General features: G+C 65.0%; 22 protein-coding genes. 12 read left to right on the top strand and 10 right to left on the bottom strand.

The genetic code is table 11. The features are described 5' to 3' along the window. Nucleotides 1-114 precede the first annotated feature (114 nt). From HG718_RS11115 to HG718_RS11095, 5 genes are all read left to right on the top strand, one after another. Nucleotides 115-1,296 (top strand): acetyl-CoA C-acyltransferase, encoded by a 1,182-nt coding sequence (locus tag HG718_RS11115; protein WP_027846958.1) that lies wholly within the window; start codon nt 115-117, stop codon nt 1,294-1,296. 1,149 nt (nt 1,297-2,445) lie between these two features. Beyond that, nucleotides 2,446-2,892, top strand: coding sequence for a MaoC/PaaZ C-terminal domain-containing protein (locus HG718_RS11110; RefSeq protein ID WP_170080207.1), 447 nt, complete (start codon nt 2,446-2,448; stop codon nt 2,890-2,892). 36 nt (nt 2,893-2,928) lie between these two features. Then, nucleotides 2,929-3,306 (top strand): VOC family protein, encoded by a 378-nt coding sequence (locus HG718_RS11105; protein ID WP_160588488.1) that lies wholly within the window; start codon nt 2,929-2,931, stop codon nt 3,304-3,306. Between the two features lie 59 nt (nt 3,307-3,365). Continuing rightward, nucleotides 3,366-4,169, top strand: a complete 804-nt coding sequence (locus HG718_RS11100; protein WP_027841104.1) for an SDR family NAD(P)-dependent oxidoreductase — start codon at nt 3,366-3,368, stop codon at nt 4,167-4,169. A 38-nt stretch (nt 4,170-4,207) separates the two neighbouring features. Beyond that, nucleotides 4,208-4,528: a DUF1475 family protein gene (locus HG718_RS11095; protein ID WP_160588487.1), complete on the top strand. Its 321-nt coding sequence runs from the start codon at nt 4,208-4,210 to the stop codon at nt 4,526-4,528. Here the strand turns inward: HG718_RS11095 and HG718_RS11090 are convergent. Next, a complete protein-coding gene (locus HG718_RS11090; RefSeq protein ID WP_160588486.1) occupies nt 4,525-5,727 on the bottom strand; it encodes an acyl-CoA dehydrogenase family protein in 1,203 nt (400 codons plus the stop codon). The two genes, HG718_RS11095 and HG718_RS11090, sit on opposite strands and share 4 nt — an antisense overlap. A 118-nt stretch (nt 5,728-5,845) precedes the next feature. Between HG718_RS11090 and HG718_RS11085 the strand changes: the two genes are divergently transcribed. Further along, on the top strand, nt 5,846-6,619 hold the full coding sequence (locus HG718_RS11085) for an SDR family NAD(P)-dependent oxidoreductase (protein WP_160588485.1): 774 nt from the start codon (nt 5,846-5,848) through the stop codon (nt 6,617-6,619). A 32-nt stretch (nt 6,620-6,651) separates the two neighbouring features. On the opposite strand, the gene HG718_RS11080 is transcribed toward HG718_RS11085, so the two are convergent. From HG718_RS11080 to pip, 3 genes are all read right to left on the bottom strand, one after another. Beyond that, nucleotides 6,652-7,836, bottom strand: coding sequence for a DUF2336 domain-containing protein (locus HG718_RS11080; protein WP_027841109.1), 1,185 nt, complete (start codon nt 7,834-7,836; stop codon nt 6,652-6,654). Between the two features lie 141 nt (nt 7,837-7,977). Next, nucleotides 7,978-9,942, bottom strand: coding sequence for a signal peptide peptidase SppA (gene sppA, locus HG718_RS11075; RefSeq protein WP_160588484.1), 1,965 nt, complete (start codon nt 9,940-9,942; stop codon nt 7,978-7,980). After that, nucleotides 9,939-10,922 carry a prolyl aminopeptidase gene (pip, locus tag HG718_RS11070; protein WP_160588483.1) on the bottom strand — a complete coding sequence of 328 codons (984 nt, stop codon included), beginning with the start codon at nt 10,920-10,922 and terminating at the stop codon, nt 9,939-9,941. Before pip ends, sppA begins: the two co-directional genes overlap by 4 nt. A 759-nt stretch (nt 10,923-11,681) precedes the next feature. Between pip and HG718_RS11065 the strand changes: the two genes are divergently transcribed. Together HG718_RS11065 and HG718_RS11060 are read left to right on the top strand one after the other, a co-directional pair. Further along, the gene (locus tag HG718_RS11065; protein ID WP_036264638.1) at nt 11,682-13,577 is read left to right on the top strand and encodes a ribonucleoside-diphosphate reductase subunit alpha; all 1,896 of its coding nucleotides are present in this window, start codon (nt 11,682-11,684) and stop codon (nt 13,575-13,577) included. Nucleotides 13,578-14,133: 556 nt separating this feature from the next. Beyond that, a complete protein-coding gene (locus HG718_RS11060; RefSeq protein ID WP_160588482.1) occupies nt 14,134-15,096 on the top strand; it encodes a ribonucleotide-diphosphate reductase subunit beta in 963 nt (320 codons plus the stop codon). A 130-nt stretch (nt 15,097-15,226) separates the two neighbouring features. Here the strand turns inward: HG718_RS11060 and HG718_RS11055 are convergent, their stop codons facing one another. Together HG718_RS11055 and HG718_RS11050 are read right to left on the bottom strand one after the other, a co-directional pair. Then, nucleotides 15,227-15,511 (bottom strand): GIY-YIG nuclease family protein, encoded by a 285-nt coding sequence (locus HG718_RS11055; RefSeq protein ID WP_160588481.1) that lies wholly within the window; start codon nt 15,509-15,511, stop codon nt 15,227-15,229. Between the two features lie 325 nt (nt 15,512-15,836). Then, the gene (locus HG718_RS11050; RefSeq protein ID WP_160588480.1) at nt 15,837-16,433 is read right to left on the bottom strand and encodes an NAD(P)H-dependent oxidoreductase; all 597 of its coding nucleotides are present in this window, start codon (nt 16,431-16,433) and stop codon (nt 15,837-15,839) included. Nucleotides 16,434-16,504: 71 nt separating this feature from the next. Here HG718_RS11050 and HG718_RS11045 point away from each other — a divergent pair, with 71 nt between their 5' ends. After that, complete coding sequence (locus HG718_RS11045; RefSeq protein WP_160588479.1) at nt 16,505-17,089, top strand: TetR/AcrR family transcriptional regulator; 585 nt, start codon at nt 16,505-16,507, stop codon at nt 17,087-17,089. 169 nt (nt 17,090-17,258) lie between these two features. On the opposite strand, the gene HG718_RS11040 is transcribed toward HG718_RS11045, so the two are convergent. Beyond that, nucleotides 17,259-18,155, bottom strand: a complete 897-nt coding sequence (locus HG718_RS11040) for a LysR substrate-binding domain-containing protein (protein WP_160588478.1) — start codon at nt 18,153-18,155, stop codon at nt 17,259-17,261. A 128-nt stretch (nt 18,156-18,283) separates the two neighbouring features. Between HG718_RS11040 and katG the strand changes: the two genes are divergently transcribed. Further along, complete coding sequence (gene katG / locus HG718_RS11035) at nt 18,284-20,521, top strand: catalase/peroxidase HPI (RefSeq protein ID WP_205345700.1); 2,238 nt, start codon at nt 18,284-18,286, stop codon at nt 20,519-20,521. 444 nt (nt 20,522-20,965) lie between these two features. On the opposite strand, the gene HG718_RS11030 is transcribed toward katG, so the two are convergent. Beyond that, the gene (locus HG718_RS11030; protein WP_027841119.1) at nt 20,966-21,937 is read right to left on the bottom strand and encodes an NADPH:quinone oxidoreductase family protein; all 972 of its coding nucleotides are present in this window, start codon (nt 21,935-21,937) and stop codon (nt 20,966-20,968) included. 136 nt (nt 21,938-22,073) lie between these two features. Here HG718_RS11030 and HG718_RS11025 point away from each other — a divergent pair, with 136 nt between their 5' ends. Beyond that, a complete protein-coding gene (locus tag HG718_RS11025) occupies nt 22,074-22,691 on the top strand; it encodes a hypothetical protein (protein ID WP_160588477.1) in 618 nt (205 codons plus the stop codon). Between the two features lie 8 nt (nt 22,692-22,699). Here HG718_RS11025 and HG718_RS11020 read toward each other — a convergent pair whose 3' ends face one another. Next, complete coding sequence (locus tag HG718_RS11020) at nt 22,700-23,944, bottom strand: MFS transporter (RefSeq protein WP_160588476.1); 1,245 nt, start codon at nt 23,942-23,944, stop codon at nt 22,700-22,702. Between the two features lie 283 nt (nt 23,945-24,227). After that, entirely contained in the window at nt 24,228-25,328 is a 1,101-nt protein-coding gene (locus tag HG718_RS11015) for a Gfo/Idh/MocA family protein (protein ID WP_188658423.1), read from the bottom strand. A 91-nt stretch (nt 25,329-25,419) separates the two neighbouring features. Between HG718_RS11015 and HG718_RS11010 the strand changes: the two genes are divergently transcribed. Then, entirely contained in the window at nt 25,420-26,340 is a 921-nt protein-coding gene (locus HG718_RS11010; protein ID WP_160588475.1) for an aldo/keto reductase, read from the top strand. Nucleotides 26,341-26,384 lie beyond the last annotated feature (44 nt).

Genomic DNA, 26,384 nt, shown 5'->3' with positions numbered 1-26,384 from the left:
CCCATATGGTTTCGCGCACGCCCTGTCCGCCGCAGTTTTGATCCCCGCCCGGGGACGCCTCTCGCGGAAACTGCGGGGCGGGTGACGCAGGATTTCCCAACAAGGAGTGACAGCATGAGAGAAGCAGTCATCGTCTCCACCGCCCGTACCGGCCTTGCCAAGTCCGGCCGCGGTGGCTTCAACATGACCCACGGTGCCGCCATGGGCGGTCACGCCCTCAAGCACGCCATCGAGCGCGCCAAGATCGATCCGGCTGAAGTCGACGACGTGATCATGGGCTGCGGCACGCCGGAAGGCGCCACCGGCCAGAATGTCGGCCGTCTTGCTGCCATGTGGGCCGGCTGCCCGGTCACCACGTCCGGCACCACCGTCAACCGCTTCTGCTCCTCGGGCCTGCAGTCCATCGCCCTGGCCGCCGGCCGCATCGTCAATGACGGTGTGGACGTGATGGCCGCCGGTGGCGTCGAGTCCATCTCGCTGGTGCAGATGCAGGGCATCAACCTGAACCACATCACCGAAGAAAAGCTCATGAACGAGCTTCCGGCGCTGTGGATGCCGATGATCGAGACCGCCGACATCGTGGCCGAGCGCTACAACATCTCCCGCGAAGCGCAGGATGAGTACGCTCTGCAGTCGCAGCAGCGCACCGCCGCCGCCCAGCAGGCCGGCAAGTTCGACGACGAGATCGTTCCGATGAACGTGAAGATGAAGGTCGTCAACAAGGAGACCAAGGAAGAGTCGATCGTCGACTACGTGGTCGACAAGGACGAGTGCAACCGTCCGCAGACGACGCTGGAAGGCCTCAACGGCCTGCAGCCGGTGCGCGGCGAAGGCCAGTACATCACCGCCGGTAACGCCTCGCAGCTCTCCGATGGTGCCTCCATGGTCATCATGATGGAGCGCAAGGAAGCCGAGCGCCGCGGCCTCGACATCATGGGCGTGTTCCGCGGCTTCCAGGTCGCCGGCTGCGAGCCGGACGAGATGGGTATCGGCCCGGTCTTCGCTGTGCCCAAGCTGCTGGACAAGGCCGGCGTCAAGAAGGACGACATCGACCTGTGGGAACTGAACGAAGCGTTCGCTTCGCAGTGCCTGTACAGCCGTGACACGCTGGAAATCGACAACGACAAGTACAACGTCAATGGCGGTTCCATCTCCATCGGCCACCCTTACGGCATGACCGGCGCCCGCTGCACCGGCCACCTGCTCATCGAAGGCAAGCGCCGCAACGCCAAGCTCGGCGTCGTGACCATGTGCATCGGTGGCGGCATGGGTGCCGCCGGCCTGTTCGAGATGTAATCTCCGAATACGGACCGTTTGAGACTGGAAAGGGCCCGGCAGTGCTGCCGGGCCCTTTTTGTTTTTGGGTGACGGCGCGCCCCTTGTCCGCATCCCTCCGGCTTGACCGGAGGGTCTACTCTCGGTGCGCCTTGCCGCAGCGCGAGCGGAACCGGCACAGCAGGAGCCGCGCACCCTGTGCCCAACAGCGCAGGCGAGTGGGCCCTCCGGTCAAGCCGGAGGGATACGGTGGTGGTGTGGAATGTGAGGGTGACTTTTCCCCGGCCTGAGAACTTCGCGCGATAATGGCCCCATGACCTCCCGCCACACGGGCAGCCGGGCCGACCGGACCTGGGCGGGAGGGCGGATGCCCGGAAGGCCGGGCGAGAGGCGGCCCCTTGGGAACGTGGGGTGCGCGCGTTTGGCCGCGATGCGCAAGTAACGGGTGCGTATTAGATGGGTGGTGGTGTCCCGAACCCGGTCACGCCCTGAAAAAGCTGGCCCCACCGCGTCCAGGCCCGTTCCAAAGTGTGGAGGGTGGAAGCAGGGTTCGCGGGGAATGGATCAGCAGGGTAATGCCTGCCCCGCCCCGGTCCGGCCACCGCTGGCAGCCATCCGCGCGGGACGCGCCTGATGCTTGCGACCCAAATTTGTTTGTTACTCCTACCGGCGCCGCGTGAGCGCCGGGCGCGTCCTGCTCTCCCCTGTGCCCGCAACGGCAATGCCGTGTGCGGAGGGTTTGGTGTGGGTGGACGCCATCCACCTCACTCCCCCCACCGTGTCACCCCGCGACTTGATCGCGGGGTCCAGGGCCATGCGGCACGGCCTGAGCGGACCGCCCTGGATTCCGCGATCAAGTCGCGGAATGACAAATGGGGGGACGTGGTGATGCCCCCCTTCTCCGTATCCCTCCGGCTTGATCGGAGGGTCCACTCTCGGGGCTGCTTGCCACAGCGCAAGCGGAGATGGCACGGCGGGTGCCGCCTGCCCTGTGCCCAGCAGTGGAGGCGAGTGGACCCCGGATCAAGTCCGGGGTGACGGGGGTAGTTTTGTGGGTGGGGAGAGGGGGCATGGCCAATCGGCACCAGCCATGTGCCCGAACCTTTGGCACCGTGGCGGCAATCGTCTAGGGTCGCGGGCAACAAGACCAGACAGGGACGTGCCGGGAGAATGATGCGGTATTTCGATGATTTCGAGCTGGGCGAACAATGGCCCATCGGCAAGACCTACACGATGACGAAGGACGAGATCGTGTCCTTTGCCGCCAAGTGGGACCCGCAGCCCTTTCACGTGGACGAGGCTGCCGCTGAAAAATCCGTTTACGGAACACTGACGGCCTGCGGCACCCATATCCAGGCGGTGGTGCTGAAGCTGGCGCAGGGGCTGCCGCACGAAACCGCTGTCATCGGCGCGCTGGGCTATGACGAGGTGCGGTTCCACCAGGCGGCGAAGCTGGATGACGTGCTGTCGCTCACCATCGAGTGCATCGAGACCCGGCCGTCATCGTCGAAGCCGGACCGGGGGATCGTCAGGAACCGTCATACGCTTGTCAATCAGGCGGGCGACACCGTGTTCACGCAGACGACCACGCTTCTCATCGCCCGGCGCGGCGGCTAGCGCCGCGCGCCCGGCCCGCCACCGGAGTGACCACCCATGTCCAATCAAGCCGTCAGCGGCCTGCGCATCAGCGCCTACCGCATCTTCGTGCCCAATGTCTCCGCCGCCCTGCCATTCTATCGTGACACGCTGGGCCTCAGGGTGCTGTCGGTGGATGATGCCGGCGGTTTCGCGGTGCTGGATGCGGGCATCATGCTGATCCTCGAGCCTGTGGGTGATGACCCGGATTTCACCCAGCGCTTTACCGGCATTTCCTTCGAGGTGCCGGATATGGCCGCCGCTTACGAGACATTGAGAGGCAAGGGTGTGGAGTTCGACGCCAGGCCGCTGGTCCAGGACTGGGGCGGCATCCTCGCTCACTTCAAGGACCCCGGCGGCAACACGCTCACCATCGTCGAATATCCGAAGAACTGACCCGTTTCCGAACCCGACCAACCCGGTAATGAAACCCGATAATGAAAAGGACATCATCCATGGGACGACTTGAAGGAAAACGCGCGATTGTCACCGGCGCAGGCTCCGGCATCGGCCGTGCGGCAGCGCGCCTCTTTGCCGAAGAAGGCGCAACCGTACTCGCCGTTGATCTGAATGCGGACGGTGTGGCGGAGACCGTTGAGGGCCGCGACCGCATGACGGCTGAAGCCGGGGACGTGTCGAGCGAAGAGTATGTAGCCGACTCGATCCGCAATTTCGTCGATGCGCATGGCGGCATCGACATCGTGTTCGCCAATGCGGGCATCTCCGGCGGCTGGGTGCCGCTCAGCGACCAGACCCCGGATTACTGGGAACAGATCCTGAAGGTGAACCTCATCGGCCCGTTCCTCTATGTGAAGCATGCAAGCCCGCACATGGTGGACCAGGGCGCGGGCTCGATCATCTGCACGGCGTCGGTCGCGGGCATCCGCGCCAATGCGGGCGTGCATCCCTATTCCGCCTCCAAGGCGGGTGTGATCTCGCTGGTGCAGACGGTGGCCTATGATCTGGCGGGCACAGGCGTGCGTATCAATGCCGTCTGCCCCGGCCTGATCGAGACCGGCATGACCAAGCCGATTTTCGACATGGCGCGCGGCAAGGGCACCGAGGACCGCATCGGCCAGATCAACCCGCTGAAACGGGCCGGGCGGCCGGAGGAGATCGCCAATATGGCGCTGTTCCTGGCCAGCGACGAGGCGTCCTATGTGAACGGCCAGGCCTTCCCGGTGGATGGCGGGCTGTCCGCGTCGCACCCCTATGCCATGGGCTCGGGCCAGCAGCGCGCCTTCAAGAAACCGGAATAGCAAGGGGCGCACGCCCGACTTCATGTGGAGCAAGACCTATGACCCTGATCCGCCTTCTCTCCGCCCTGTTCGGCCTCGCCTTTGCGGGCGCGCTTGCCTGGGGCTTTGCGGAAGGCGGGTCAGTGGTGCCGCTGCTCGAGATCATGACAGCGGACCCCTGGGGCGTCGTCACCCTGGCCGACCTCTATCTCGGCTTCGTGCTGGTGGCATTCCTGATGGTGCTGCTGGAACAGCGCAGGCTGACCGGAATTTTGTGGGGCGTGGCGACGGTGGTGCTCGGCAACATCGTCACCGCCGCCTGGATCGTCTTCCGGCTGCCGAAGGTAATCGCGCGGCTGGCGCAACGCGACGACAGCTAGAGCCCCAGCACCAGCTTGGCCATGATGCCGCGCTGGATTTCGTTGGAGCCGCCATAGATCGACGCCGCCCGGTTGTTGAGCATGCTGGGCACCACCACCATGGCCTCTGCCGGGCCCACGGGCGCGACATTGCTGCCGGGTTTGCGGGCATCAGGCTGAAGCGGCATCGCATAGGTGCCGATCGCTTCCACCGCCAGCATGTCCAGCCGCTGTTTCATCTCCGTGCCGGTGACCTTCAGCATGGACGAGGCGGGCCCGGGATTCTGGCCGTTGGAGAGCGCCGACATGACCCGGTGCTCGGTGATCTCCTGGGCGTCCAGCGCCACTTCGAAATCCGCCACCTTGGCCCTGAAGGCCTGATCGTCTGACAGCATCTGCCCGTCGCCGGACGCTTCGGACGCCATCAGCGATTTGAGCTTCTCGACACCGACGCGCAGGCCCGCCGCATAGGCGCCGCCGCGCTCGAATTCGAGCAGATATTTGGCGACCGTCCAGCCGTCATTTTCCTCGCCGACGCGGTTTGTCTTTGGCACGCGCACATTGTCGAAGAAGACCTGGTTCACCTCGTGCTCGCCCGCCAGCGTGATGATCGGCTCGACGCTGATGCCCGGCGTTTCCATGTCGATCAGCACGAAGGTGATGCCCGTCTGCGGCTTGCCGGAACTGTCCGTGCGCACCAGGCAGAACATGCGGTTGGCGAAATGCGCGTGCGTCGTCCAGATCTTGGTGCCGTTGATGACATAGTCATCGCCGTCGCTCACCGCCTTGCACTGGAGCGAGGCGAGGTCGGAGCCTGATCCGGGTTCGGAATATCCCTGGCACCAGTAGTCCTCGCCCGACAGGATGCGCGGCAGGTAGAAATCCTTCTGCGCCTGCGTGCCGAAGCCCATCAGCATCGGCCCGCACATGCGCAGGCCCATCGGCGACAGATTGGGCGTGCCGGCGCGGGCGCACTCAGCGGCGAAGATGTAGCGCTGCATCTCCGTCCAGCCGGTGCCGCCATATTCCTTCGGCCATCCCGGCGCGACCCAGCCCTTGGCATAGAGGATCCTGTGCCAGGCGAGGTTCCACTCCTTGTCGGTGAAGACAGAGGTATCCTTGTTGCCGGCCTCGCGCAGCTCGTCGGTCAGCTCCGCATCGAGAAAGGCGCGGACCTCCTGGCGGAATGATTCGTCCGCGGCGGAAAGAGAAAGCTCCATGCCGTAGGGTCTCCCTGTCTGTTTGGCAGCCATGTCAATGGTTGTTGTTTTCAGGCGTCATTCTAGGATGCCGCCAACAGCAAACAAAACCGCATCACATCAGGGCAGGAGCACATCCATGGATCTCGGACTGAAGGGCAAGAAGGCCATCGTCACCGGCGGCACCCGCGGCATCGGCCGCGCCATCGCCGAATTGCTGGCGGAAGAAGGCTGCGACGTGGCGATCTGCGCCCGCAACGCCGATCAGATCGCCGACGCCGTAAAGGAAATGGCGGACAGGCACGGCACGAAAATCTGGGGTGAGGTGGCCGACATCGCCGACGCGGACAGCCTCAAGGGTTTCATCACGCGGGCGGGCGAGGAGCTGGGCGGCATTGATGTGCTGGTATCCAACGCCTCCGCCCTTGCGATCGGCAATGCGGAAGACGCCTGGCAGAACGGCCTGTCGATCGACATTCTCGGCGCCGTCCGCTCTGTGGACGCCGCCCTGCCGCAGCTCAAGGCCTCCGCTGAGAAGACAGGCGACGCCGCAATCATCCGCATCGGCTCGGTGTCATCGGTGTCGGCAACCGAACCGTCCGCCTACGGAGCCGTGAAGGGCGCCATGGTGCATTACGTGAAGGGGCTGGCGAAGAAGCTGGCGCCCGAGCATGTGCGCGCCAATGTGGTGTCTCCGGGCACGGTCTATTTCAAGGGCGGCGTCTGGCACATGGTGGAAGAAAACATGCCGGAGATCTTCAAGGAAAATCTCGGCCGCAACCCCATGGGCCGCATGGCGACGCCGGAAGACATCGCCAATGCGACGGTGTTCCTCGCAAGCCCGCGCTCATGCTTCACAACCGGCATCAACATGCTGGTGGACGGTGCGATCACCGACCGGGTGAATTACTGAGGCGGGACTGAACCGGCGGGAAAGGCGGGCGCTCAGATGCGCAGCTTGGCGCGGGAATCGAAGGCTGCTTCCTTCTCGCGCTTCAGCTCACGGCCAAGCTCGGCCAGCACATGGTCGAGCTCCGCCGGGGCCACCGTGCCATAGGCGGAGACAATGCCCGCCACCACGGTGGGCACGTAATGGTCCGGGTCCATGCGCCCGTCGGCCCCCACCCGGTCGCGCTCCTCATGGGCGGCGGCCATGGCAGCCGCAAAGGCCGGACGCAGATTGCGCGGCAGGCGCGTATCATCATAGATGGTCTTGAAGACCTCGCCATTGCCCGGCTTCATCGCCGCGGCCACATGCGAGCGCGTGGTCTTGGCCAGCCGCGCGAAAGCCATCTCGACAAAGCGCAGGTCGCCCGAGCACAGGGAGCGGATGAGCATGGTGGGCGTCAGCCGCCCGGCCTTCATCAGCACCCCGACAAAATCCTCGACCTTGCTGTCATCGACCTCAGCGGAGGTCATCTCGGCCACGGCCTGCTCACGTGCATGGGCGACGATCTCGGACGCCATCTCGTCAGGCAGGTGCTGCTGATGCACCAGATAGCGGCGCATCTCGTTGGCGACATCCGTCTCAAGCTGGTCGGCCACCATCAGCGAGACGCAGCGCAGGCAGGTCTCAGGCTCGAGGTTGGGCCGCTTGGCAACAAGGACGGGAATGCGGTCATGGTCCTGGTGGTCAGCCAGCGCCTTGTGCAGGGCATCGGCTGAAATGCGCGCGCCTTCATTTTCCAGAAGCACGCCGACCACGGTGGAGTTACCAGTGTCGATCAGCGCGCCGGACACGCGCTCGGACACCTCCTCGCGCTGGGCGATGGCGACCTGCTTGGATTCCACCTGTTCCTCGATGACGGATACCAGCAGATCATCAGACAGGTGCGGCCAGTGCTGCAGCACCGGCACACTCACCTCGTCCACGTCGCGGGCCAGCTTCTCGGCCATCTCGGTGGGCAGCAGCGGATAGAGCGCCAGTTGCCGCGCCAGGGCCCGGCGCACCAGCACTTCCGCGTCATCGGCCATGCGGGTGACGACGTCTTCGGCGATCCGGGCTTCGGCTTGGCTCAGGCGGCCTTCCGCCACCAGCTGGCCGATCTTGGTTAGCGCGGATTCACGGTTATGGGCGGAATTGTCCCGCGCCAGCCGCTTCACGTCTTCGACACTCAGCCCGTCAGTCATCACGCCACCATCTGGCCCCGGAATCTGCGGGGAAAGCGAAAGGGAGGAGGATTAAACACCACCTCCACTCTGCGCCATGGCGTGTAAAGCTGCGGTTAATTCACCCTCAAACCGCACGTGATGCGAGCGATTTGCACGTGGCTATTGCAGCTGCGGCACCCGCGCCCGTGCCTGGGCACCGTCCGCGCTGCTGGCCGCCATCTCGCCCAGCACGGCGGCGATGTCCGGGTGCTCGGCAAGGGCGGAGAGCAGGGTGAGGGCGCGGGCGGCGCTGTCAGCATTGAGCGCAATGCCGAAGATCTCCTCCTGCAGGGTGCGCGGCCGCGGGAAAGTGCGCAGCTGCACGCTGGCATCCGCCTCAAGCTCCGCCAGCTCGCGCGCTGCGGCCACGGCGGTGCCAAGCCCGCCCAGCCGGTCAACGAGGCCCTTGTCCCTGGCATCGAGCCCGGCCCAGATGCGGCCCTTGGCCAGCGCCTCGGTCTGCTCCGCCGTCAGGTCGCGGCCGGTCGCCACCCGGTCCTTGAAGTCCTCATAGGCACCCCCCAGCCAGGCAGCGAAGCGGGCCCGCTGTGCCTCGGTGAAACGGGTGTCGTTGGCCCAGATATCGGCATTCTGTGTGGTGGAGACCGCGTCGATATTGACGCCCACCTTGTCCAGCAGCCCGCCGATGGAGAACTTGCCGCCGATGACGCCGATCGACCCGGTGACCGTGGTCGGGTGGGCGATGATCATGTCCGCCCCGGCCGGGATGTAGTAGCCGCCGGACGCTGCGACCTCGCCCATGGACGCGATCACCGGCGTGCCGTTAGCCTGGGCCGCGCGGATCGCGTCCCATACCTGGTCGGAGGCCGATGCCGAACCGCCCGGCGAATTGATCCGCACCAGGATCGCCTTGACGTTCACATCCTCCGACGCTTCCAGAATGGCTGCCGCCATGGTGTCCGAGCCGATGACGGGCTCACCGCCGAAGGGGTTCAGGGGCTGGCTCTCGCCCGGCATGATCGGCCCCTCGCCATAGACGACGGCGATGACCGGTCCCTCGTCGGACAGCGGGCCGTCGGTGAGGGAATGGGCATAGGCCCCCAGGCGCACGAGATCTGAATCGCTGCCTGCCTCGTCCAGCATCTGGATTTCAAGCTCGCGCTCATAGGCCAGCCGGTCCGCCAGCCCCGCCTTCACGGCTTCCGGTGCCCCGAAGGGCGCGCGCTCCAGGGCGGCATCAAGGTCGGCGGGGGCGAAGTCACGGGCCTCGGCGATGGATTGCGCCATGGCATCGTACAGCACATCCACCAGCCGCTGGTTCGCCTCGCGCTGGGGCGGCGACATTTTGGTTTCGGTGAAGGTGTCGAACGCGCCTTTATATTCGCGATAGGCAACCTTCTCCGGCGTCACGCCGATCTCGTCCAGCGCCTCGCGCGCATAGGCAAAGCGCGCGGTGAGGCCCGCCGGCATGAAGCTGCCGGTCGGCTGCATGGTGATCGTGTCCGCCTGCGCCAGCACCTGGTAGTCGCCCAGCGCCTGCGGAACGATGTCCTGCGCAAAGCCATAGACAGGTTTGCCCGCGGCCTTGAACGGCGCCAGCGCCTCGATGATCTCGCCCGCCATGGTGGCCGACACCAGCCCGTCGCCGCCGCGGATGTAAAGACCCGCCACGCTCTTGTCGTCGGCGGCCGCAAGCAGGCTTTCATGCAGGCCCTTGAGGTTGAGCGGCGCCGCCTCGCCGGCAAACGCGAAGAAGGCCGGTGCGGGCTGCTGGAAGATGGGCTCGCGCAGATCAAGCATCAGCACCTTGCGTTCGGGCAGCGGCTCCACATCCGGTGTCACCGAAGACGCGAAAATGCCGATGAGCACGAAGGGCACGATGAAGATGGCCAGCAGCAACGCCGTCAGGACGGCTGCCACGGTGATGAAGAACTGACGCATGGCGCTCTGCCTGCCTTTCGATTGTCTGCCGTCGGAGGCCGGGCCTCCCTGCAGGGAAGTTGTTTCGCGCGGGATGCGCGGATTGGCGAACGGGTTGGACCAGCCCGTGGCGCTGTCACCACCATTGGCCCCGCCGCCGGTGCCCCCGCCACTATTTGGGGGCCTGTCCTGTATCGGGCTCATCTGAACCTGTCCGTCGCCGTCACGAATTCATGCACGATGCCCGGCTCCGTCGCCGTGTGCCCCGCATCGGGCACGATGCGCAGCTCGGCTTCCGGCCAGGCCTGTTTCAGCGCCCATGCTGTCATCATCGGCGTTACCACGTCGTAACGGCCCTGCACGAGCACGCAGGGAATGCCCTTGAGCTTGTGCGCGTCGGCGATCAGTTGGTCGTCGCGTTCGAAAAAGCCCTTATTGATGAAATAGTGGCATTCGATGCGGGCGAAAGCCTCCGCGAAGTCGTCCGAGCCGAAACGGGCCTCCCGGTCCGGGTCCGGCAGCAGGGACAGGGTCGATCCTTCCCAGGTGCTCCAGGCGCGGGCCGCTTCCATGCGCACGGCCCGGTCATCGCTGGTCAGCCGCGCGTAATAGGCCGCAATCATGTCGCCCCGCTCCGCCGGCGGAATCGGCGCTACATATTTCTCGAACGCTTCCGGAAACAGCGCGCCCGTGCCGTTGACGCCGATCTCGCCGCCATAAAACCAGTCCAGCTCGCACTTCCTGAGCGTGAAGATGCCGCGCAGCACCATTTCAGTGACGCGCCCTGGATGGGTTTCCGCATAGGCCAGCGCCAGCGCCGAGCCCCAGGACCCGCCGGTCACCTGCCATTTGTCGATGCCCAGATGCTCCCGCAGGCGCTCGATATCCGCCACCAGGTCCCAGGTGGTATTCTCATGCAGCTCCGCATAGGGCGTGGACCGCCCGCAGCCGCGCTGGTCGAACAGGATGATGCGGTAATGGTCCGGGTCATGGGTGCGGCGCATGGTCGGGTTGGTGCCGCCGCCCGGCCCCCCGTGCAGCACCAGCGCCGGCTTGCCGTCCGGATTGCCGCATTCCTCATAGTGGAGTTCATGCAGGTCGGAGACCTTGAGTCGCCCGGTCCGGAAGGGGGTGATCTCGGGATAGTTTTCCCGGCGGCGGGCTGTGGAAGACGTGTCCGGCATCGGTGGGCTCGGTCTTTCGGTGAGACGTTAACGGGCAGGCGGTTTTGCCCAGTTTGGCACGGAAAGGTGGCGCTTCCACGTCATTCTCCCGGCGGCGTAAACGCGCAGCAGGCAGGGGGTGCGGCGGATGGGGAAAGGTCTGTGGATAAGTGGCCGTGCGGACCTGATTTGCGGCCGCCTCTGTTAACGATTTGCGACAGGGCGGGCGCTAGCAATGGCATATGGACCACTGGGACACCCCCTATATGTTGTGGTCGGGCCCCTATATCTTGGGTCAGATCACGCGTGCGTTAACGTTTTTGCGCTGCGGTGGAAAAAAGATCGCGCCGTGAAACCTGTTAACCATGCGGCGGAGCGCTGATTTGCGGGTCTGTCAATGGCCTCGCCGGGCCCTTTTTTCGTTAACAGACTGACACAATCACTTGACCCTCGAAGGGGCGCAGATACTATATCTCGTACTGACGCCGCTGCGTCGCTGGATCCGCAAGGGTTCAACGGAGGGGACCTGGGACGCGAGGGAAATTGCCGGTTTCGGTCGGAATGTCTCTCAGGGCTCGTCAGTTCGGCCAGAACGGCCGTTTCATTGATGTTGGATGTGTTTTCCGAGGTGTTTTTCTCGGCACGGGACACGTGTGCGTGGTCGCCGGACCCGCTGGATCGGGCGCCAGGCGTTAAGAGGGATTTGCCGGAGAGGATCCCGGAAAGTGTGGGGCATCGTCCCCATATCTGGGATACCATCGAGGGGGAGCAGAAGAAGTCATGTTTCAGACGCAGGCAGTACAGTTCGAAAAGCGCGGCCGGGTCGAGGTGGATCGCTCCCGCGATGCGCTGCTGACCGATTTCGGTCGCGAGACCCTGGTGGACCGGTATCTGATGCCGGGCGAAAGCTTCCAGGATCTGTTTGCGCGCGTGGCCTCCTATTACGGCGACGACGACGCCCACGCCCAGCGCATCTACGATTACATCTCCAATCTGTGGTTCATGCCCGCAACGCCCGTGCTGTCCAATGGCGGCACCGAGCGCGGCCTGCCCATCTCCTGCTTCCTCAACGAAGCCAATGACAGCCTCGACGGCATTGTCGGCCTGTGGAACGAGAATGTGTGGCTCGCGGCCAAGGGCGGCGGCATCGGCTCCTACTGGGGCAATCTGCGCTCGATTGGCGAGACCGTCGGCGGCGTCGGCAAGACCTCCGGCATCATTCCCTTCATCCGCGTGATGGATTCCCTCACCCTGGCCATTTCGCAGGGCTCCCTGCGCCGCGGCTCGGCTGCCGTCTATCTCGACGTCAACCACCCGGAGATCGAGGAATTCATCGAGCTGCGCCGCCCCACCGGCGGTGACCCCAACCGCAAGGCACTGAACCTGCACCACGGCATCGTCATCTCCGACGCCTTCATGCGCGCCGTCGAGAACGACGAAGAATGGGCGCTGGTCAGCCCGAAGAACGGCACCGTCATGCGCACCGTCGGCGCGCGTGACCTCTGGATCCGCATCCTCACCGCCCGCATCGAGACGGGCGAGCCCTACATGCTGTTCGGCGACCACGTGAACAAGGCCATTCCCGAGCACCACAAGCTCGCCGGCCTCAACGTGAAGATGTCGAACCTCTGCTCCGAGATCACCCTGCCCACCGGCATCGATCATCTCGGCGAAGAGCGCACCGCCGTGTGCTGCCTGTCCTCGGTCAATGCCGAGACCTTCGACGAATGGGTGAACGAGGAATTGTTCATCGAGGACATCATGCGGTTCCTCGACAATGTGCTGCAGGACTTCATCGACCGCGCACCGGACGCCATGGCACGCGCCCGCTACGCCGCCATGCGCGAGCGCTCCGTGGGCCTCGGCGTCATGGGCCTGCACTCCTATTTCCAGTCCAAGATGATCCCGTTTGAAAGCGTGATGGCCAAGGTCTGGAACAAGCGCATCTTCAAGCATATCGACGAGCACGCCTCTGCCGCTTCACGCAAGCTGGCCGAAGAGCGCGGGCCGTGCCCGGATGCCGCTGATTACGGCATCATGGAGCGCTTCTCCAACAAGACCGCGATTGCGCCCACCGCCTCGATCTCGATCATCTGCGGCGGCACGTCGGCAGGCATCGAGCCGTTCGCGGCCAATGCATACACCCACAAGACCCTGTCCGGCTCCTTCAGTGTGCGGAACAAGTATCTGAAGCAGCTTCTCGCCGAGAAGGGCCATGACGACGCCGACACCTGGTCGTCGATCACCATCAATGGCGGCTCGGTGCAGCACCTGGATTTCCTGACCCAGGACGAGAAGGACGTCTTCAAGACCGCCTTCGAGATCGACCAGCGCTGGGTGGTGGAGCATGCCGGTGATCGGTCCGAGCACATCGACCAGTCCCAGTCGGTCAACGTGTTCCTGCCGGCAGATGTCCACAAGCGCGACCTGCACCAGATCCACATGCTGGCCTGGAAGCGCGGTGTGAAGTCGCTCTATTACTGCCGCTCCCTGTCAATCCAGCGCGCCGAAAAGCACGAGGCTGCCCCGGCGGTGACCGAAACACCGGACGTCGCCAAGCTGCCCCTGCGCCAGCTCGACGACCTGCCGCTCGCCGCTGCCGCCGCCGACGGCCGCCCGGTCGCCATCAACCCGGCGGAGACCAACGATTACGACGAGTGCCTCGCCTGCCAGTAAGGCCGCACTTATCCCCCCAAGACCAATGACCCTCTCCCTGACATCAGGGGGAGGGTCAGTCATGTGAGGCTCGCGGAAACCACCCTCGCCCATGGACCCTCCGGTCAAGCCGGAGGGAGAGCGGGGTAGGGAGGGATGCCCACAATTCCCCCTCTCCCCCATTTCGCGGCTTGTCCGCGAAAAGCGAACAAGATGCGGGAGAGGGAGGGGCCCGCGGGCACAAGCCCGTGGGAGGGTGAGGGGGCGGCAGCCTTGGTGATGAACTTCTGATGCCGCGATTGCGGACCGGCCCATCCCCTCACCCGGTGCTGACGCACCGACCTCTCCCGCAAGGGGAGAGGTGACTTGGTCGCCGCCACCTATCCCCCCGCTCACCCTCCGGCTTGACCGGAGGGCCCATCCGAGCCGGCGGACGCACGCACACCCCAATTTCCGCACACAATTTATGGTAAGAAACCGCGCCACACACCACATTATGTGGTGTTCCTGCCGCGCATTCACGCTATGTTGGTGTTAACGAATTGGCCACCCAAAGTGACTCGGGACAACGACGCAGATGACCCTCCTCGACGAACGCCTCACCTACAAGCCCTTCCGCTATCCGTGGGCCTATGAGTCCTGGCTCACCCAGCAGCGCATTCACTGGCTGCCGGAAGAAGTGCCCATGGCCGAGGACGTCAAGGACTGGCACCACAAGCTGGACGACAAGGAGCGCCACCTGCTGACGCAGATCTTCCGCTTCTTCGTGCAGGCCGATGTGGAAGTGAACAACTGCTACATGAAGCACTATATGGGCGTGTTCAAACCCACCGAAGTGCTGATGATGCTGTCGGCCTTCTCCAACATGGAAACCATCCATGTGGCCGCCTATTCCCACCTGCTCGATACGCTGGGCATGCCGGAAGTGGAATACGAAGCCTTCCTCAAATATGCCGAGATGAAGGACAAGTACGACTTCATGCAGCAATGGGGTGTGGAGACGAAGTCCGACGTTGCCAAGACGCTGGCAGTGTTCGGCGGCTTCACCGAGGGCGTGCAGCTGTTCGCATCCTTCGCCGTGCTGATGAACTTCCCGCGCTTCAACAAGATGAAGGGCATGGGGCAGATCGTTACCTGGTCGGCCCGCGATGAAAGCCTGCACTGCAACTCGATCCTGCGCCTGTTCCGCACCTGGGTGGACGAGTTCCCCGATTGCTGGGACGAGCAGACCCAGCGCGATGTCTACAAGGCATGTGAAACCATCATCCACCACGAGGACGCCTTCATCGACCTCGCCTTCGAGATGGGCGGCGTCGAAGGCCTCGAGCCGGAAGAGGTGAAGCGCTACATCCGCTACATCGCCGACCGCCGCCTCGGCCAGATCCGCCTGCAGCCGATCTACGGCATCGACAAGAACCCGCTGCCCTGGATGGACGAGATGCTCAACGGCATCGAGCACACCAACTTCTTCGAAAACCGCGCCACGGAATATTCCAAGGCCTCCACCCGCGGCAGCTGGGATGAAGCCTTCGCAGACTGACCACAGCCACATCCGGAATCACCAAAGCCCCGCGGCACCGCCCGCGGGGCTTTTCGCTTCCAGCAAACCCCCAAACCCCGCATCCCTCCGGCTTGACCGGAGGGCCCACTCGCCTGTGAGCCGGGGCAAATCACAACAGGTCAGCCGATAAATCCCGCCACTCCGGATTCACGTCCTCGATCAGCTGAATTTTCCACGCCCGCAACCAGTGTTTCAGCCGCCGCTCCCGCTTGCGTGCGGCCTCCCGGCTGTCATGCTGCTCGAAATAAACGAGACGCCCCAGCCCCTGCGCCTTCGTAAAGCCGGGCACAGCCCAACTCCGGTGGGTTTCCAGCCGCAGCGCGAGATCATCCGTATGCCCCACATAAAGGGTGCCGTGCTTGCGGTTGGTGAGGATGTACACAAAGAACGCCATGCCACATGGCACTGCGAGTAGGCCCTCCGGTCAAGCCGGAGGGCTACGGAAGGGGGAAGGCGAGAAAGTGTGCTGCAACTTCCGGCGTGTGGTTGAGCATGTATCAATTCGACCAAAAGCCCCAAACCCCGCATCCCTCCGGCTTGACCGGAGGGCCCACTCGCCTGTCGCCATGGCAAAGCGCTGGTCATGTGTGTGGGCGGACGCGACCCGCACCATCCCAATAATATCCCCACGCGCTAAACCCAGTGCACACTTGTGCTTAGGCATATCGCGATGGCGAAAGAATTCCGCAGTGTTCAGGATGGCTCGGGCGGCGCCCCACTCACGCAGCCTTCGCCCCCAGCCGTTCGGCCTTCTTGATCCACCCTGCGATCTTCCGCTCGCTCGCGGTCTTCACCGTGCCCACCTGCAGGGCGTTCTTCACCTTGATGCCGCAGAAGCCCAGGATCTGGTTCACCATCACCCGGCGGCCAGGTTTGCGGTAGAGCAGGGTGTCGAGCCAGGGCGGGGTGTCGGAGGTGATGATCACGTCGCCCGTGCGGCCGGTCAGCAGCTTGTCCCACATCACGCTGCGGCGGCGGTATTTGTAGCCGAAGCCCGGCTGCAGCGCCCGGTCGATCACGGCTTTCGCCATCGCCGGCATGCCGCCCCACCAATAGGGATGCACCACCACCACATGGTCGGCCCAGGCAATCGCCTCCTGCCAGGCGCGCAAATCAGGCTCCAACGCGGCTTGCTCCTTGGCGTAGGGGTCGTCATAGCCGGTGAAGGCCGGCGCGAAATGCATCTCGCCGAGATTGAGCCGCCGGATCTCGGCGCCCGCGCCCTCCGCGCCCCGCCCATAGGCGTCCGCCATCGCGCCGCACAGGCTGTCGGCGCGCGGATGCGCCAGCCAGATGAACACCTTCTTTCCCATCATCCCGTCCTTCCGGTCTGTTCCTTGACGTCATGTCAAGTTGACATCGTGACAAGTAGGAGTAGCTTGTCGCCATGTCAAGCAAATCACCTGATACGAAATCGCGCCTCCTCGATGCGGCCGTCACCCTGCTGGAAGAGGGCGACGTGACCATCCGCATGGCGGACGTGGCCCGCGCCGCGGGCATCAGCCGCCAGGCGCTCTACCTTCATTTCCCCACCCGTGCCGATCTGCTGGTGGCCGCCGCCCGCCACGTGGAAACCCTGAAAGGCATGGAACAGCGCCTCGCCCCCAGCCGGGCGGCCGCCTCAGGCCTCAAGCGCCTCGACGCCTATATCGACGCCTGGGCCCAGTGGCAGCCGGAAATCCACGGCCTCGCCAAGGCTCTCATGGCCATGTTGCCAACCGATGACGCCGCCCGCGCGGCCTGGGACGACCGCATGCGTGCCCATCGCGAAGGCTGCGAGGCGGCGGTGAAGGCGCTGTCGAAAGACGGGTCCCTCGCCCCGGACCACACCATCCGTCAGGCCACGGATATTCTGTGGATGCTGCTGTCCCTCAGGAACTGGGAGCTGCTGACCCAGGACTGCGGCTGGTCGCAGAAGCGCTACCGGGATCAAACCAAACAGATGGCCCGCCAGTTATTGGTAGCGGCGTAGGGCCGGGCGGGGCGGCATATGCCATGCCCGCCCGCCGCCACCCATGGATCCTCCGGTCAAGCCGGAGGAAGGTCGGTTGGGGGGTGGTCTTTCCAATTTCCGCTGTCCCTCCGGCTTGACCGGAGGGCCCATCCGAGGTCGCGATACTCTACTGCCTGAAAAACAAGCCCTAGGTCGCCGGCGCCGTGCGGGCCTCGCTGATCACCGCCCCCAGCGCGTCGAAATCCGCCCGCAAGGGCGAGGTCTTGCGGAAGGCGAGCCCGATCTGCCGTGACGGCTCCGGCGCCTGGAAGCGCATCAGCCGCACGCCCTCCCGCGTGCCTTCCACACCAACGCTCATCTCCGGCAGCAGCGTCTGCCCCAGCCCCGCTGCCACCATCTGCACCAGCGTCGACAGGCTGGAGGCGCCGAAGCTGTCCACATTCTCGATGTCGCGCAGGCTGCAGAAGCTCAGCGCCTGCTCGCGCAGGCAGTGGCCTTCCTCCAGCAACAACAGCGGCGCGGCGTCAAGCTGGTCGAGCTTTGCCCGCCGTCCCCGCGGCTTGGGGCTGTCGGCGGGGCTGGCCAGCAGAAAGGCATCGTCGAACAGCGGCAATGTCTCGATCCCCGCCTCGGCAATCGGCAGCGCCAGCAGCGCCACGTCCAGCGTCCCGTCCTCCAGCTGCGCCAACAGATAATCCGTCAGCGTCTCGCGGATGCGCAGTTCAAGCTTCGGATACTCCGCCTTCAGCCGGGGCAGCACCGCAGGCAGCAGATAGGGCGCGATGGAAGGGATGACCCCCAGCCGCAGCCGGCCCGACAGCGGCGCCCGCTGCTCCGCCACCGCCGCGCGCATGGCGGCCAGCTCATGCAGCACGCCTGCGGCCCTTCGCGCCACGTCCTCGCCCGCCGCCGTCAGCGTGATGCTGCGCCCCCGCTCGATCAGCGGCACGCCCAGCTCACGCTCCAACTCCTGTATCTGCATCGACAGCGCCGGCTGCGACACCGCGCAATCCTCCGCGGCCCGGCCGAAATGCTTCAGCCGCGCCACCGCATCGAAATAGACAAGCTGTTTGGTGGAGATCATGAGCCATAAGATAATCTGATGAGAGTGCTCAGTAAATACGATTGGAGCTTATTTCGAAACGGTCCTAGGGTCGTCACATGGGCACAGCATTCTGGCGTGCCCAGGCAGATTATGAGGAGGCGACCCCTATGAACGACATGAGCGACGCACCCGGCTGCCCGTTCTCGGGCCATAAGAAAGTCACCAACCGCGACTGGTGGCCGAACTATCTCGACCTCAAGATCCTTCACCAGCATCCCCCCGCCGCCAATCCCATGGGCGACGGGTTCGATTACGCCGAAGCCTTCAAGAAGCTCGACCTCGATGCCGTCCGCAAGGACATCTTCGAGCTGATGGAAAACTCGCAGGACTGGTGGCCAGCTGACTATGGCCATTACGGCCCGCTGTTCATCCGCATGGCCTGGCACTCCGCCGGCACCTACCGCACGGCGGACGGCCGCGGCGGCGCGGGTTCCGGCACCCAGCGCTTTGCCCCGCTCAACAGCTGGCCGGACAACGCCAATCTCGACAAGGCCCGCATGCTGCTGTGGCCGATCAAGAAGAAATATGGCCGGTCCCTCTCCTGGGCCGACCTGATGGTCTTCGCAGGCAATTGCGCGATCGAGTCCATGGGCCTCAAGCCCTTCGGCTTCGCCGGTGGCCGCGAAGACGTGTGGGAGCCCGAGGAAGACATCTACTGGGGCTCGGAAGACGAATGGCTGGGCGACAAGCGTTATTCCGGCGACCGTGACCTGGAAAACCCGCTCGCCGCCGTGCAGATGGGTCTCATCTATGTGAACCCGGAAGGCCCCAACGGCAATCCGGACCCGGTGGCGTCCGGCCGCGACATCCGCGAAACCTTCGCCCGCATGGCCATGAACGACTATGAGACCGTGGCACTGACCGCCGGTGGCCACACCTTCGGCAAGTGCCATGGCGCGGGCGACGCCGCCCTCGTCGGCGCTGACCCGGAAGGTTCCAGCATCGTCAATCAGAGCCTCGGCTGGACCAGCACCTTCAAGAGCGGCAAGGGCGTGGACGCTATCACCAGTGGCATCGAAGGCGCCTGGACCCCGACGCCCACCAAGTGGGACATGACCTATCTGGAAAACCTGTTCGGCTATGAGTGGGAACTCACCAAGAGCCCGGCAGGCGCCAACCAGTGGGTGCCGAAAAACCTCAAGGACGAGGACCACGCCCCCACCGCCGACGGGGCCGGCAAGGCAACCATCATCATGACCACCGCGGACATGGCGATGCGCATGGACCCGATCTACGAGCCCATCGCCCGCCACTTCCTCGAAAACCCGGATGAGTTCGCCGACGCCTTCACCCGCGCCTGGTACAAGCTCACCCACCGCGACATGGGCCCCAAGCAGCTGTTCCTCGGCAAGGAAGTGCCGGACGAAGAGCTGATCTGGATGGACCCGGTGCCGGAAGTGGATCACGCGCTGATCGACGATCAGGACGTGAAGGACCTGAAGGCGAAGATCCTCGCCACCGGCCTCAGCGTCTCCGAGCTTGTGTCCACCGCATGGGCGTCCGCGTCCACCTTCCGCGGCTCCGACAAGCGCGGCGGGGCCAATGGCGCCCGCGTGCGTCTGGCCCCGCAAAAGGACTGGGAGGTCAATGACCCCTCCCGGCTCGCCAAGGTGCTGTCTGCCCTTGAAGGCGTGCAGAAGGCGTTCAACGACGCCCAGTCCGGCGGCAAGATCATGGGTGCCCTCAAGGGCAAGTCCGGCCGCAAGCGCGTGTCGCTGGCTGACCTGATCGTGCTCGGCGGCTGTGCGGCCATTGAGAAGGCGGCGAAGGATGCGGGCCATTCGGTCACCGTGCCCTTCACCCCGGGCCGCACGGATGCCACCCAGGAGCAGACGGATGCGGAGTCCTTCGAGCCCATGAAGCCGCAGGCCGATGGCTTCCGCAATTACGCAAGCGGCAAGTACTCGGTATCGGCCGAAGAGCTGCTCGTGGACCGTGCCCAGCTCCTGACCCTCACCGGTCCGGAAATGACCGTGCTGGTCGGCGGCCTGCGTGTGCTCGGCGCCAACACCGGCGGCTCCACGCACGGCGTCTTCACCGACAAGCCGGGCACCCTGACGAATGACTTCTTCGTCAACCTGCTCGACATGTCCGTGACGTGGAAGGCCCTGTCCGACGACGAGGATGAGTTCGAAGGCCGCGACCGCGCCTCCGGCGACCTCAAATGGACCGGCACCCGCGTGGACCTGATCTTCGGCTCCAACTCGCAGCTGCGCGCCCTGGCCGAGGTCTATGCCACCGAGGACAGCAAGGAGAAGTTCGTGACCGACTTCATCGCTGCCTGGGACAAGGTGATGATGGCAGACCGCTTCGACGTGAAGCGCCCCGCCAAGCCCTACGTCTAGGCCGCACGCACACCAAACAGGAAAAGGGCCGGGAGCAATCCCGGCCCTTTTTCATGTCCGCCTCTCCCATGGACCCTCCGGTCAAGACGGAGGGAAAGCGGGGTAATTTTCCCTCTCCCCTTGCGGGAGAGGGAGGGGCCCGCGCGCGTCAGCGCGTGGGAGGGTGAGGGGGCTGCAGCAGTGGTGCCTGATATCCGACGGTGTGGCGGCCGAGAGACCCACCCCCTCACCCGGTGCTTACGCACCGACCTCTCCCGCAAGGGGAGAGGTAACGGGTACCGATTGCACGAGAACCCTTCACCCCGCTCTCCCTTGCCCTCCGGCTTGACCCCAATAGGTGACGACCCGGCTGAGGAACTACTTCACCTTAATCTCCGCTCGCCCTCCGGCTTGACCGGAGGGCCTATCGGAGCCCGCGCCTCACGCGGCCCTCAGACGCGCCCATCACGCCACCATCACCAGCTTGCCGACAAGCTTGCGGTCGAGCTGGTCGCGCAGGGCCTGCGGCAGCTCCGCCATTGGCCGCGTGGTCACGGGCGCGGGCGTGAGGCTGCCATCGGCAATCCAGCCCAGAAGCGTGCCGAACTGCTCCGCCGCCAGCGCCGGGTTGGCGCGGATCTCTCCGCCCCAGTCCGCGCCCACGATCGCGCAGCGCTTGAGCAGCGGAATGTTGAGCCCCACCTTGGGAATGTCGCCTGCCGCAAACCCCACCACCAGGTGCCGCCCGCCCGGCGACAGCGACCGCATGGCCGCTTCCGCCAGCGTGCCGCCCACCGGGTCATAGACGAGATCAAGCCCGCTCTCCCGCGTAAGTGCCTTCAGCGTGTCGCGCCAGTTATCTGCCGTGTAATCAACCGCCTCATCCGCGCCGGCCGCCATGGCCGCTGCGCGCTTGTCTTCGGTCGAGGCAGCGGCGATCACCCGAAGTCCCATGGTCTTGGCAACGGCAATCGCCGCCTGGCCGACGCCGCCCGCAGCGCCCAGCACCAGCGCCGTCTCGCCCGCCTGCGCCTTGCCGCAATCCCGCCACGCATAAAGCGCCGTCGCATAGGAGATGGCAAAGCCGGCGGCGATCGCGTCGCTCATATCGTCCGGGGTCGGAAGGCATATAAGGGCAGGGGCCTTGAGCTTGTCCGCATAGGCGCCGGGTGCCGTGCCCATCACCCGCTGGCCGACCGCAAGATGGGTCACCTTGTCGCCGACTGCCGAGATGACCCCGGCAAATTCATTGCCCGGCACATAGGGCAAGGGCGGCTTCACCTGGTAGAGCCCCTGCACCAACAGCCCGTCCACATAGCCGACGCCTGCGGCGGTGACATCCACCACCACCTCCCCCGGCCCCGGCACGGGATCAGGCACCTCCTTGAAGGTGAGTGTTTCCGGCGGGCCGAATGTCTCGACGACGGCAGCTTTCATGGCAAATCTCTCCCGGTCCTGTGCCGCATCTTCGTGGGGCGGCACCTGTCTTTCGCCCCTCATGCGCGCTAACCTGCGCCAAGTCCAGACCCGTCATCCGCCACCCAGGGGCCTTTAAATGCGCAGATATCTTTCCATGCTTCCGGTTTCCGTCGCGGCATTGGCGCTTGCGGGCTGCGTCTCCTGGGGCTGGTTCGAGCCGGAAGATTTTTTCGCCCATTACGATCTGCCGCAGCAGCCGCAGTTGGCCGACGCCACCTTCTGCCACGCCTATAGCTGCCAGACGCGCTCGCAGGTGGATCTCAGGCAGGTCTGGCCCGCCGTGCGCGCGGAATTCGCCACTGTTCAGACCCCGGCGCAGGAGCGCTACGCCATGGCGCAGGCCGTGGGCCTTGTTGAAACAGCCGTCGGCCCCGTGCTCGGCACGGCGGACGACCCCGGCGGCGTGCTCAACTCAGCCTGGTCCGGTAACCCCGCCTATCAGGACTGCATCGACGAAGCGGCCAACACCACCATGCTCCTTGTGCTGATGAAACAGGACGGCCTGTTCCGTTTCCACGATGTGGACAGCCCGTCGATCCGCGGCGCCTTCATTGACGGCCGCTGGCAGCATTACACCGCCGTGGTGGAAGAGACCGCCAGCGAGGAGCGCTATGTGGTGGATAGCTGGTTCCGGGTGAACGGGCGGCCCGCGGTCGTGATGCCGTTCCAGGACTGGTACACCGGATATGGCATCCCGCCCGAGGCCGCCTGATCTTTCCTTTAGCTTTGCCCGTGCCGCGTCAGCCGCAGCAATGCATGCCCCGCAAGGCCTGACACCGTCATCGCCACCGGCGCTGACCACAATCCCCATTCAAGGAACGGGGCGACGGCACCGGTGCCCGCGGCCGCCGCCAGCATCGACACGAACAGGATAAACGAGCTGGCCCGCGCCGCATGGCTGGGGAACAGCCGCATGGCTTGCGCAAAACCCGCCCCGGCCCGCAAGCCAAAGCCTATGCAGACGGGCGTCGCCAGAAGCGCCACCATCCACCAGAGCGGCGTTCCGGCCAGCAGCACATAGGCCAGCACCGCAAAGCTGCTGCCGATCTGCAGAAGCGAGCCGAGCCGGATCATCGGGTCGACGCCGATGCGGCGGGACACGATTCCGGTGATCCAGGTAAAGCCGAGAAACGACCCCACCCACAGGATCTGCGTCAGGATGAATTCACGCGGGCCGCCCTCCATATAGGTGTCGAGCAGCACCGGCAGGCTGAAGACCAGCGTCAGCAGGCCCGCAATGGCAATGGCGTGCGACAGGGCATAGCCGAGATAGGCCGGGCTCCTCAGGAGCACCGAATAGCCCGTCAGCGCCCCGACAATATCCACATGCGCCGATTGCCGCTCCGACGGCATGGCGATGAACGCCACCACCGTGGCGGGCAGAGCCAGCAGCGCCACCAGCCAGAAATTCGCTTCCCAGCCGAACTGCGTGAACACCCACGCCCCCACGATCGGCGCAAAGGCGGGGATCACGGCGTCAATGCCGCCGATGACCGACATCGCCTGCACCGCGCGCTCCTCGCTGAACAGATCGCGGATCAGCGGCGCCGTCAGCGCAGCGCCCGCCGCTGCCGACGCGCCCTGCACCAGCCGCGCCGTGATCAGCATTTCCACCCCCGGCGCCAGGGCGCAGGCCACAGTGGCCGGGATGAACAGCAGCATGGAGGTCACCAGCACCGCCCGGCGGCTGAACACGTCACCCAGCGCCCCGATGAGAATCTGCGCAAAGGCAAAGCCCAGCGAAAACGTCACCAGCGTGAACTGCACGCTCTCCACGCTGGCACCCAGGATGCGCGGCAGCTCGGGGATCGACGGCAGATAGAGGTCGGTCGCTGCCAGCGACAGCATGTTCACCGCGACAATGGACGAGATGATGAGAAGCCGCCGCGCTTCCGTCACGCGGGCAATCGCGGGCGTATCGGGGGCGGAAGCGTCGGGGCGGTCAATGGGTTTGTCAAAAGGCATGTCGAATGGTCCGGTCAGATGGGCCGTCAGTCGGCTGCCGGGCGCATTCCATAAAAAAGCCCGGCAAAGCCGGGCGCGCATCAAATGAGATGGAAGGCTTTGCGTCAGTCTGTCATGGCCGCGCGCGTGCAGGCCGGCGCGAGAAATACGCGCGTCACGCAGTCGGACATGAAAGAGACGCAGGTCATGGGACCGGCCATCCGGGTCAATTGAAATTACGTTGCCGACAATGGGCGCCGGCGCGAGTCATGTCAATCCGGCCCGACCCCACGATTTCCGCAATTCAGAGCCCGAATTCTGCCATGTCGACAATCCGCCCCTCCGCGATGGAGCGCTGCGCCGCCAGCCCCATGGCGACCGACCGCAAGCCGTCCTCCACGGTCACAAGCGGCGGCGTGCCATTGCGGATCGCCTCCTGGAAGGCGAGATGCTGATAATAGGACGCCCCGTGATGGTGCCCCGCCTCCAGCACGCGGGCCTCCACCTCGATCCGTGTGCGGACGGTGTCATTGCCGGTGTTGAGCGTATGTGCCAGCTCGCCCTGCGGGATCGTCACTTCCAGCGCGCCTTTCGTGCCGGTCACCGTCAGGTGCTCCCGCTGTTCGAGCTGGGTCACGAACATGCACAGCTCGTGGCAGGCCCGCACGCCGTTGTCGAACTCCACGATGACAAACGCATTGTCCATGATGTCCGGCACCTCGCCGTCATAGGCCTCGTCGAGATGGTTCACGTCCTGCCCGCCGGAGGCCATCACGCGGACAGGCTCGGCACCGATGACATGCCGCATCAGGTCGAAGAAATGGCAGCTCTTCTCCACCAGCGTGCCGCCCGAATTGCGGTTGAACCGGTTCCAGTCGCCGATCTTGCGCAGGAATGGAAACCGGTGCTCGCGGATCGTCAGCATCTTCACGTCCCCCGCAGCCCCCGCCCGCACCTCGTCCACAAACCGCGTCACCGGAGGCATCCAGCGATATTCAAGCCCCATCCACACGACCCCGGGGTAGTCCGCCGTCTGATCGGCGACCCAGCGGCAATCCTCGATAGTGGTGCACAGGGGCTTTTCAATCAGCACGTGCTTGCCCGTCGCAAACACATCCTCCAGCACCGCCCGGTGGGTGTGGTTGGGCGTCGCGACAATCACCGCGTCAAAGCTGTCGGCCTCGTTCAGTAGGTCACGATAATCTTCGAACAGGGCAATCGGCGCGCCGTCCATCGTCAGCTTCGCCCAGTCGCGGGAGCCCTCATGCGGGTCCGCCGCGGCCACGGTCTCCGCCCCCTCGGTAATCGCGATATTGCGGATATGCTCATTGCCCATCATGCCCGCGCCGATAATGGCGTAACGGATGCTCGTGCGGCTGTGATCGGCGGGGGAGGGGCTCGACATTCGCGTGCTCTTCGGTCTGTGCTATGGGGCGGAGGCGAAGGGGCCGGTGCAACCGGGACCCAGACAATATGCAGGACGGCAGGGGAAATACATGTCCGATCTCGTGATCGCCAGGTCAAACCGGCGCCTCGGCCAGAGCGGCCTCACGGTCGCCCCCATCGCCTATGGCATGTGGCGCTATGCGGGCACCGATGTGGCCGATGCCACGCGCAAGGTCGAGATCGCGCTGGATGCGGGCATGACCCTGTTCGACACGGCGGACGTCTACGGCCTTGATTCCGACATGCATTTCGGCGCTGCCGAGGAGCTGTTCGGCGAGGTGCTGGCCGCACGCCCCGCCTTGCGCGACCGCATGGTGATCGCCAGCAAGGGCGGCATCATCCCCGGCACCCCCTATGACAGCAGCGCAACCTATCTGCGGAAGGCGTGCGAAGCGTCCCTCCGCCGCCTGAAGATCGACGTGATCGACCTCTACCAGATCCACCGGCCGGACATGCTGAGCCACCCGGCTGAGGTGGCCGAAACACTCACCGCCCTGCGCACGGAAGGCAAGATCCGCGAGATCGGCCTCTCAAATCACACAAGCGCCCAGATCCGCGCCCTGCAGGCCCATCTGGATGTGCCGCTCGCCACCCAGCAGCCGGAATTCTCCGCCATCGCTGTCGAGCCGGTCACCAATGGCGTGCTTGATCTGTGCATGGAAACCGGCATGACGCCGCTTGCCTGGAGCCCGCTGGCCGGCGGCCGCCTGATGCTCGAGGCCAACGAGGCGGCCACCCCCGAACTCGCCGATGTCATCATCACGCTGGACCGGCTGGCAAAGGAGCGCGGCGTCAGCCGCACGGCCATCGCGCTTGCCTTCGTGCTGGCGCATCCGTCAGCCCCCATCCCCATCATCGGCAGCCAGACCCCCGTGCGCATCGCCGACGCCATGAGCGCGCTGGACGTAACCCTCACCCGCGCCGACTGGTACGCCGTCTACGAAGCCGCCACCGGCCAGCCGCTGCCTTGACCCGCACCTGTCATGCCGTGGCTTGACCACGGCATCCAGGATTT

It is taken from the genome of Pyruvatibacter mobilis (assembly GCF_012848855.1).
Lineage (GTDB): Bacteria > Pseudomonadota > Alphaproteobacteria > CGMCC-115125 > CGMCC-115125 > Pyruvatibacter > Pyruvatibacter mobilis.
The sequence above is the reverse complement of the archived record's forward strand: the minus strand, read 5'-3'. Positions and strand labels throughout refer to the sequence as shown.

Bases quoted from the DNA above. Each gene is read 5' to 3' on its own strand.
- HG718_RS11040 (WP_160588478.1), bottom strand. From the start codon at position 18,155: ATGATCTCCACCAAACAGCTTGTCTATTTCGATGCGGTGGCGCGGCTG.
- HG718_RS11020 (WP_160588476.1), bottom strand. From the start codon at position 23,944: ATGCCTTTTGACAAACCCATTGACCGCCCCGACGCTTCCGCCCCCGAT.
- HG718_RS11065 (WP_036264638.1), top strand. From the start codon at position 11,682: ATGTTTCAGACGCAGGCAGTACAGTTCGAAAAGCGCGGCCGGGTCGAG.
- HG718_RS11055 (WP_160588481.1), bottom strand. From the start codon at position 15,511: ATGGCGTTCTTTGTGTACATCCTCACCAACCGCAAGCACGGCACCCTT.
- HG718_RS11030 (WP_027841119.1), bottom strand. From the start codon at position 21,937: ATGAAAGCTGCCGTCGTCGAGACATTCGGCCCGCCGGAAACACTCACC.
- HG718_RS11015 (WP_188658423.1), bottom strand. From the start codon at position 25,328: ATGTCGAGCCCCTCCCCCGCCGATCACAGCCGCACGAGCATCCGTTAC.
- HG718_RS11115 (WP_027846958.1), top strand. From the start codon at position 115: ATGAGAGAAGCAGTCATCGTCTCCACCGCCCGTACCGGCCTTGCCAAG.
- pip (WP_160588483.1), bottom strand. From the start codon at position 10,922: ATGCCGGACACGTCTTCCACAGCCCGCCGCCGGGAAAACTATCCCGAG.
- HG718_RS11105 (WP_160588488.1), top strand. From the start codon at position 2,929: ATGTCCAATCAAGCCGTCAGCGGCCTGCGCATCAGCGCCTACCGCATC.
- HG718_RS11090 (WP_160588486.1), bottom strand. From the start codon at position 5,727: ATGGAGCTTTCTCTTTCCGCCGCGGACGAATCATTCCGCCAGGAGGTC.
- HG718_RS11085 (WP_160588485.1), top strand. From the start codon at position 5,846: ATGGATCTCGGACTGAAGGGCAAGAAGGCCATCGTCACCGGCGGCACC.
- HG718_RS11010 (WP_160588475.1), top strand. From the start codon at position 25,420: ATGTCCGATCTCGTGATCGCCAGGTCAAACCGGCGCCTCGGCCAGAGC.
- HG718_RS11050 (WP_160588480.1), bottom strand. From the start codon at position 16,433: ATGATGGGAAAGAAGGTGTTCATCTGGCTGGCGCATCCGCGCGCCGAC.
- HG718_RS11110 (WP_170080207.1), top strand. From the start codon at position 2,446: ATGATGCGGTATTTCGATGATTTCGAGCTGGGCGAACAATGGCCCATC.
- HG718_RS11045 (WP_160588479.1), top strand. From the start codon at position 16,505: ATGTCAAGCAAATCACCTGATACGAAATCGCGCCTCCTCGATGCGGCC.
- HG718_RS11100 (WP_027841104.1), top strand. From the start codon at position 3,366: ATGGGACGACTTGAAGGAAAACGCGCGATTGTCACCGGCGCAGGCTCC.
- sppA (WP_160588484.1), bottom strand. From the start codon at position 9,942: ATGAGCCCGATACAGGACAGGCCCCCAAATAGTGGCGGGGGCACCGGC.
- HG718_RS11060 (WP_160588482.1), top strand. From the start codon at position 14,134: ATGACCCTCCTCGACGAACGCCTCACCTACAAGCCCTTCCGCTATCCG.
- HG718_RS11025 (WP_160588477.1), top strand. From the start codon at position 22,074: ATGCTTCCGGTTTCCGTCGCGGCATTGGCGCTTGCGGGCTGCGTCTCC.
- HG718_RS11095 (WP_160588487.1), top strand. From the start codon at position 4,208: ATGACCCTGATCCGCCTTCTCTCCGCCCTGTTCGGCCTCGCCTTTGCG.
- katG (WP_205345700.1), top strand. From the start codon at position 18,284: ATGAACGACATGAGCGACGCACCCGGCTGCCCGTTCTCGGGCCATAAG.
- HG718_RS11080 (WP_027841109.1), bottom strand. From the start codon at position 7,836: ATGACTGACGGGCTGAGTGTCGAAGACGTGAAGCGGCTGGCGCGGGAC.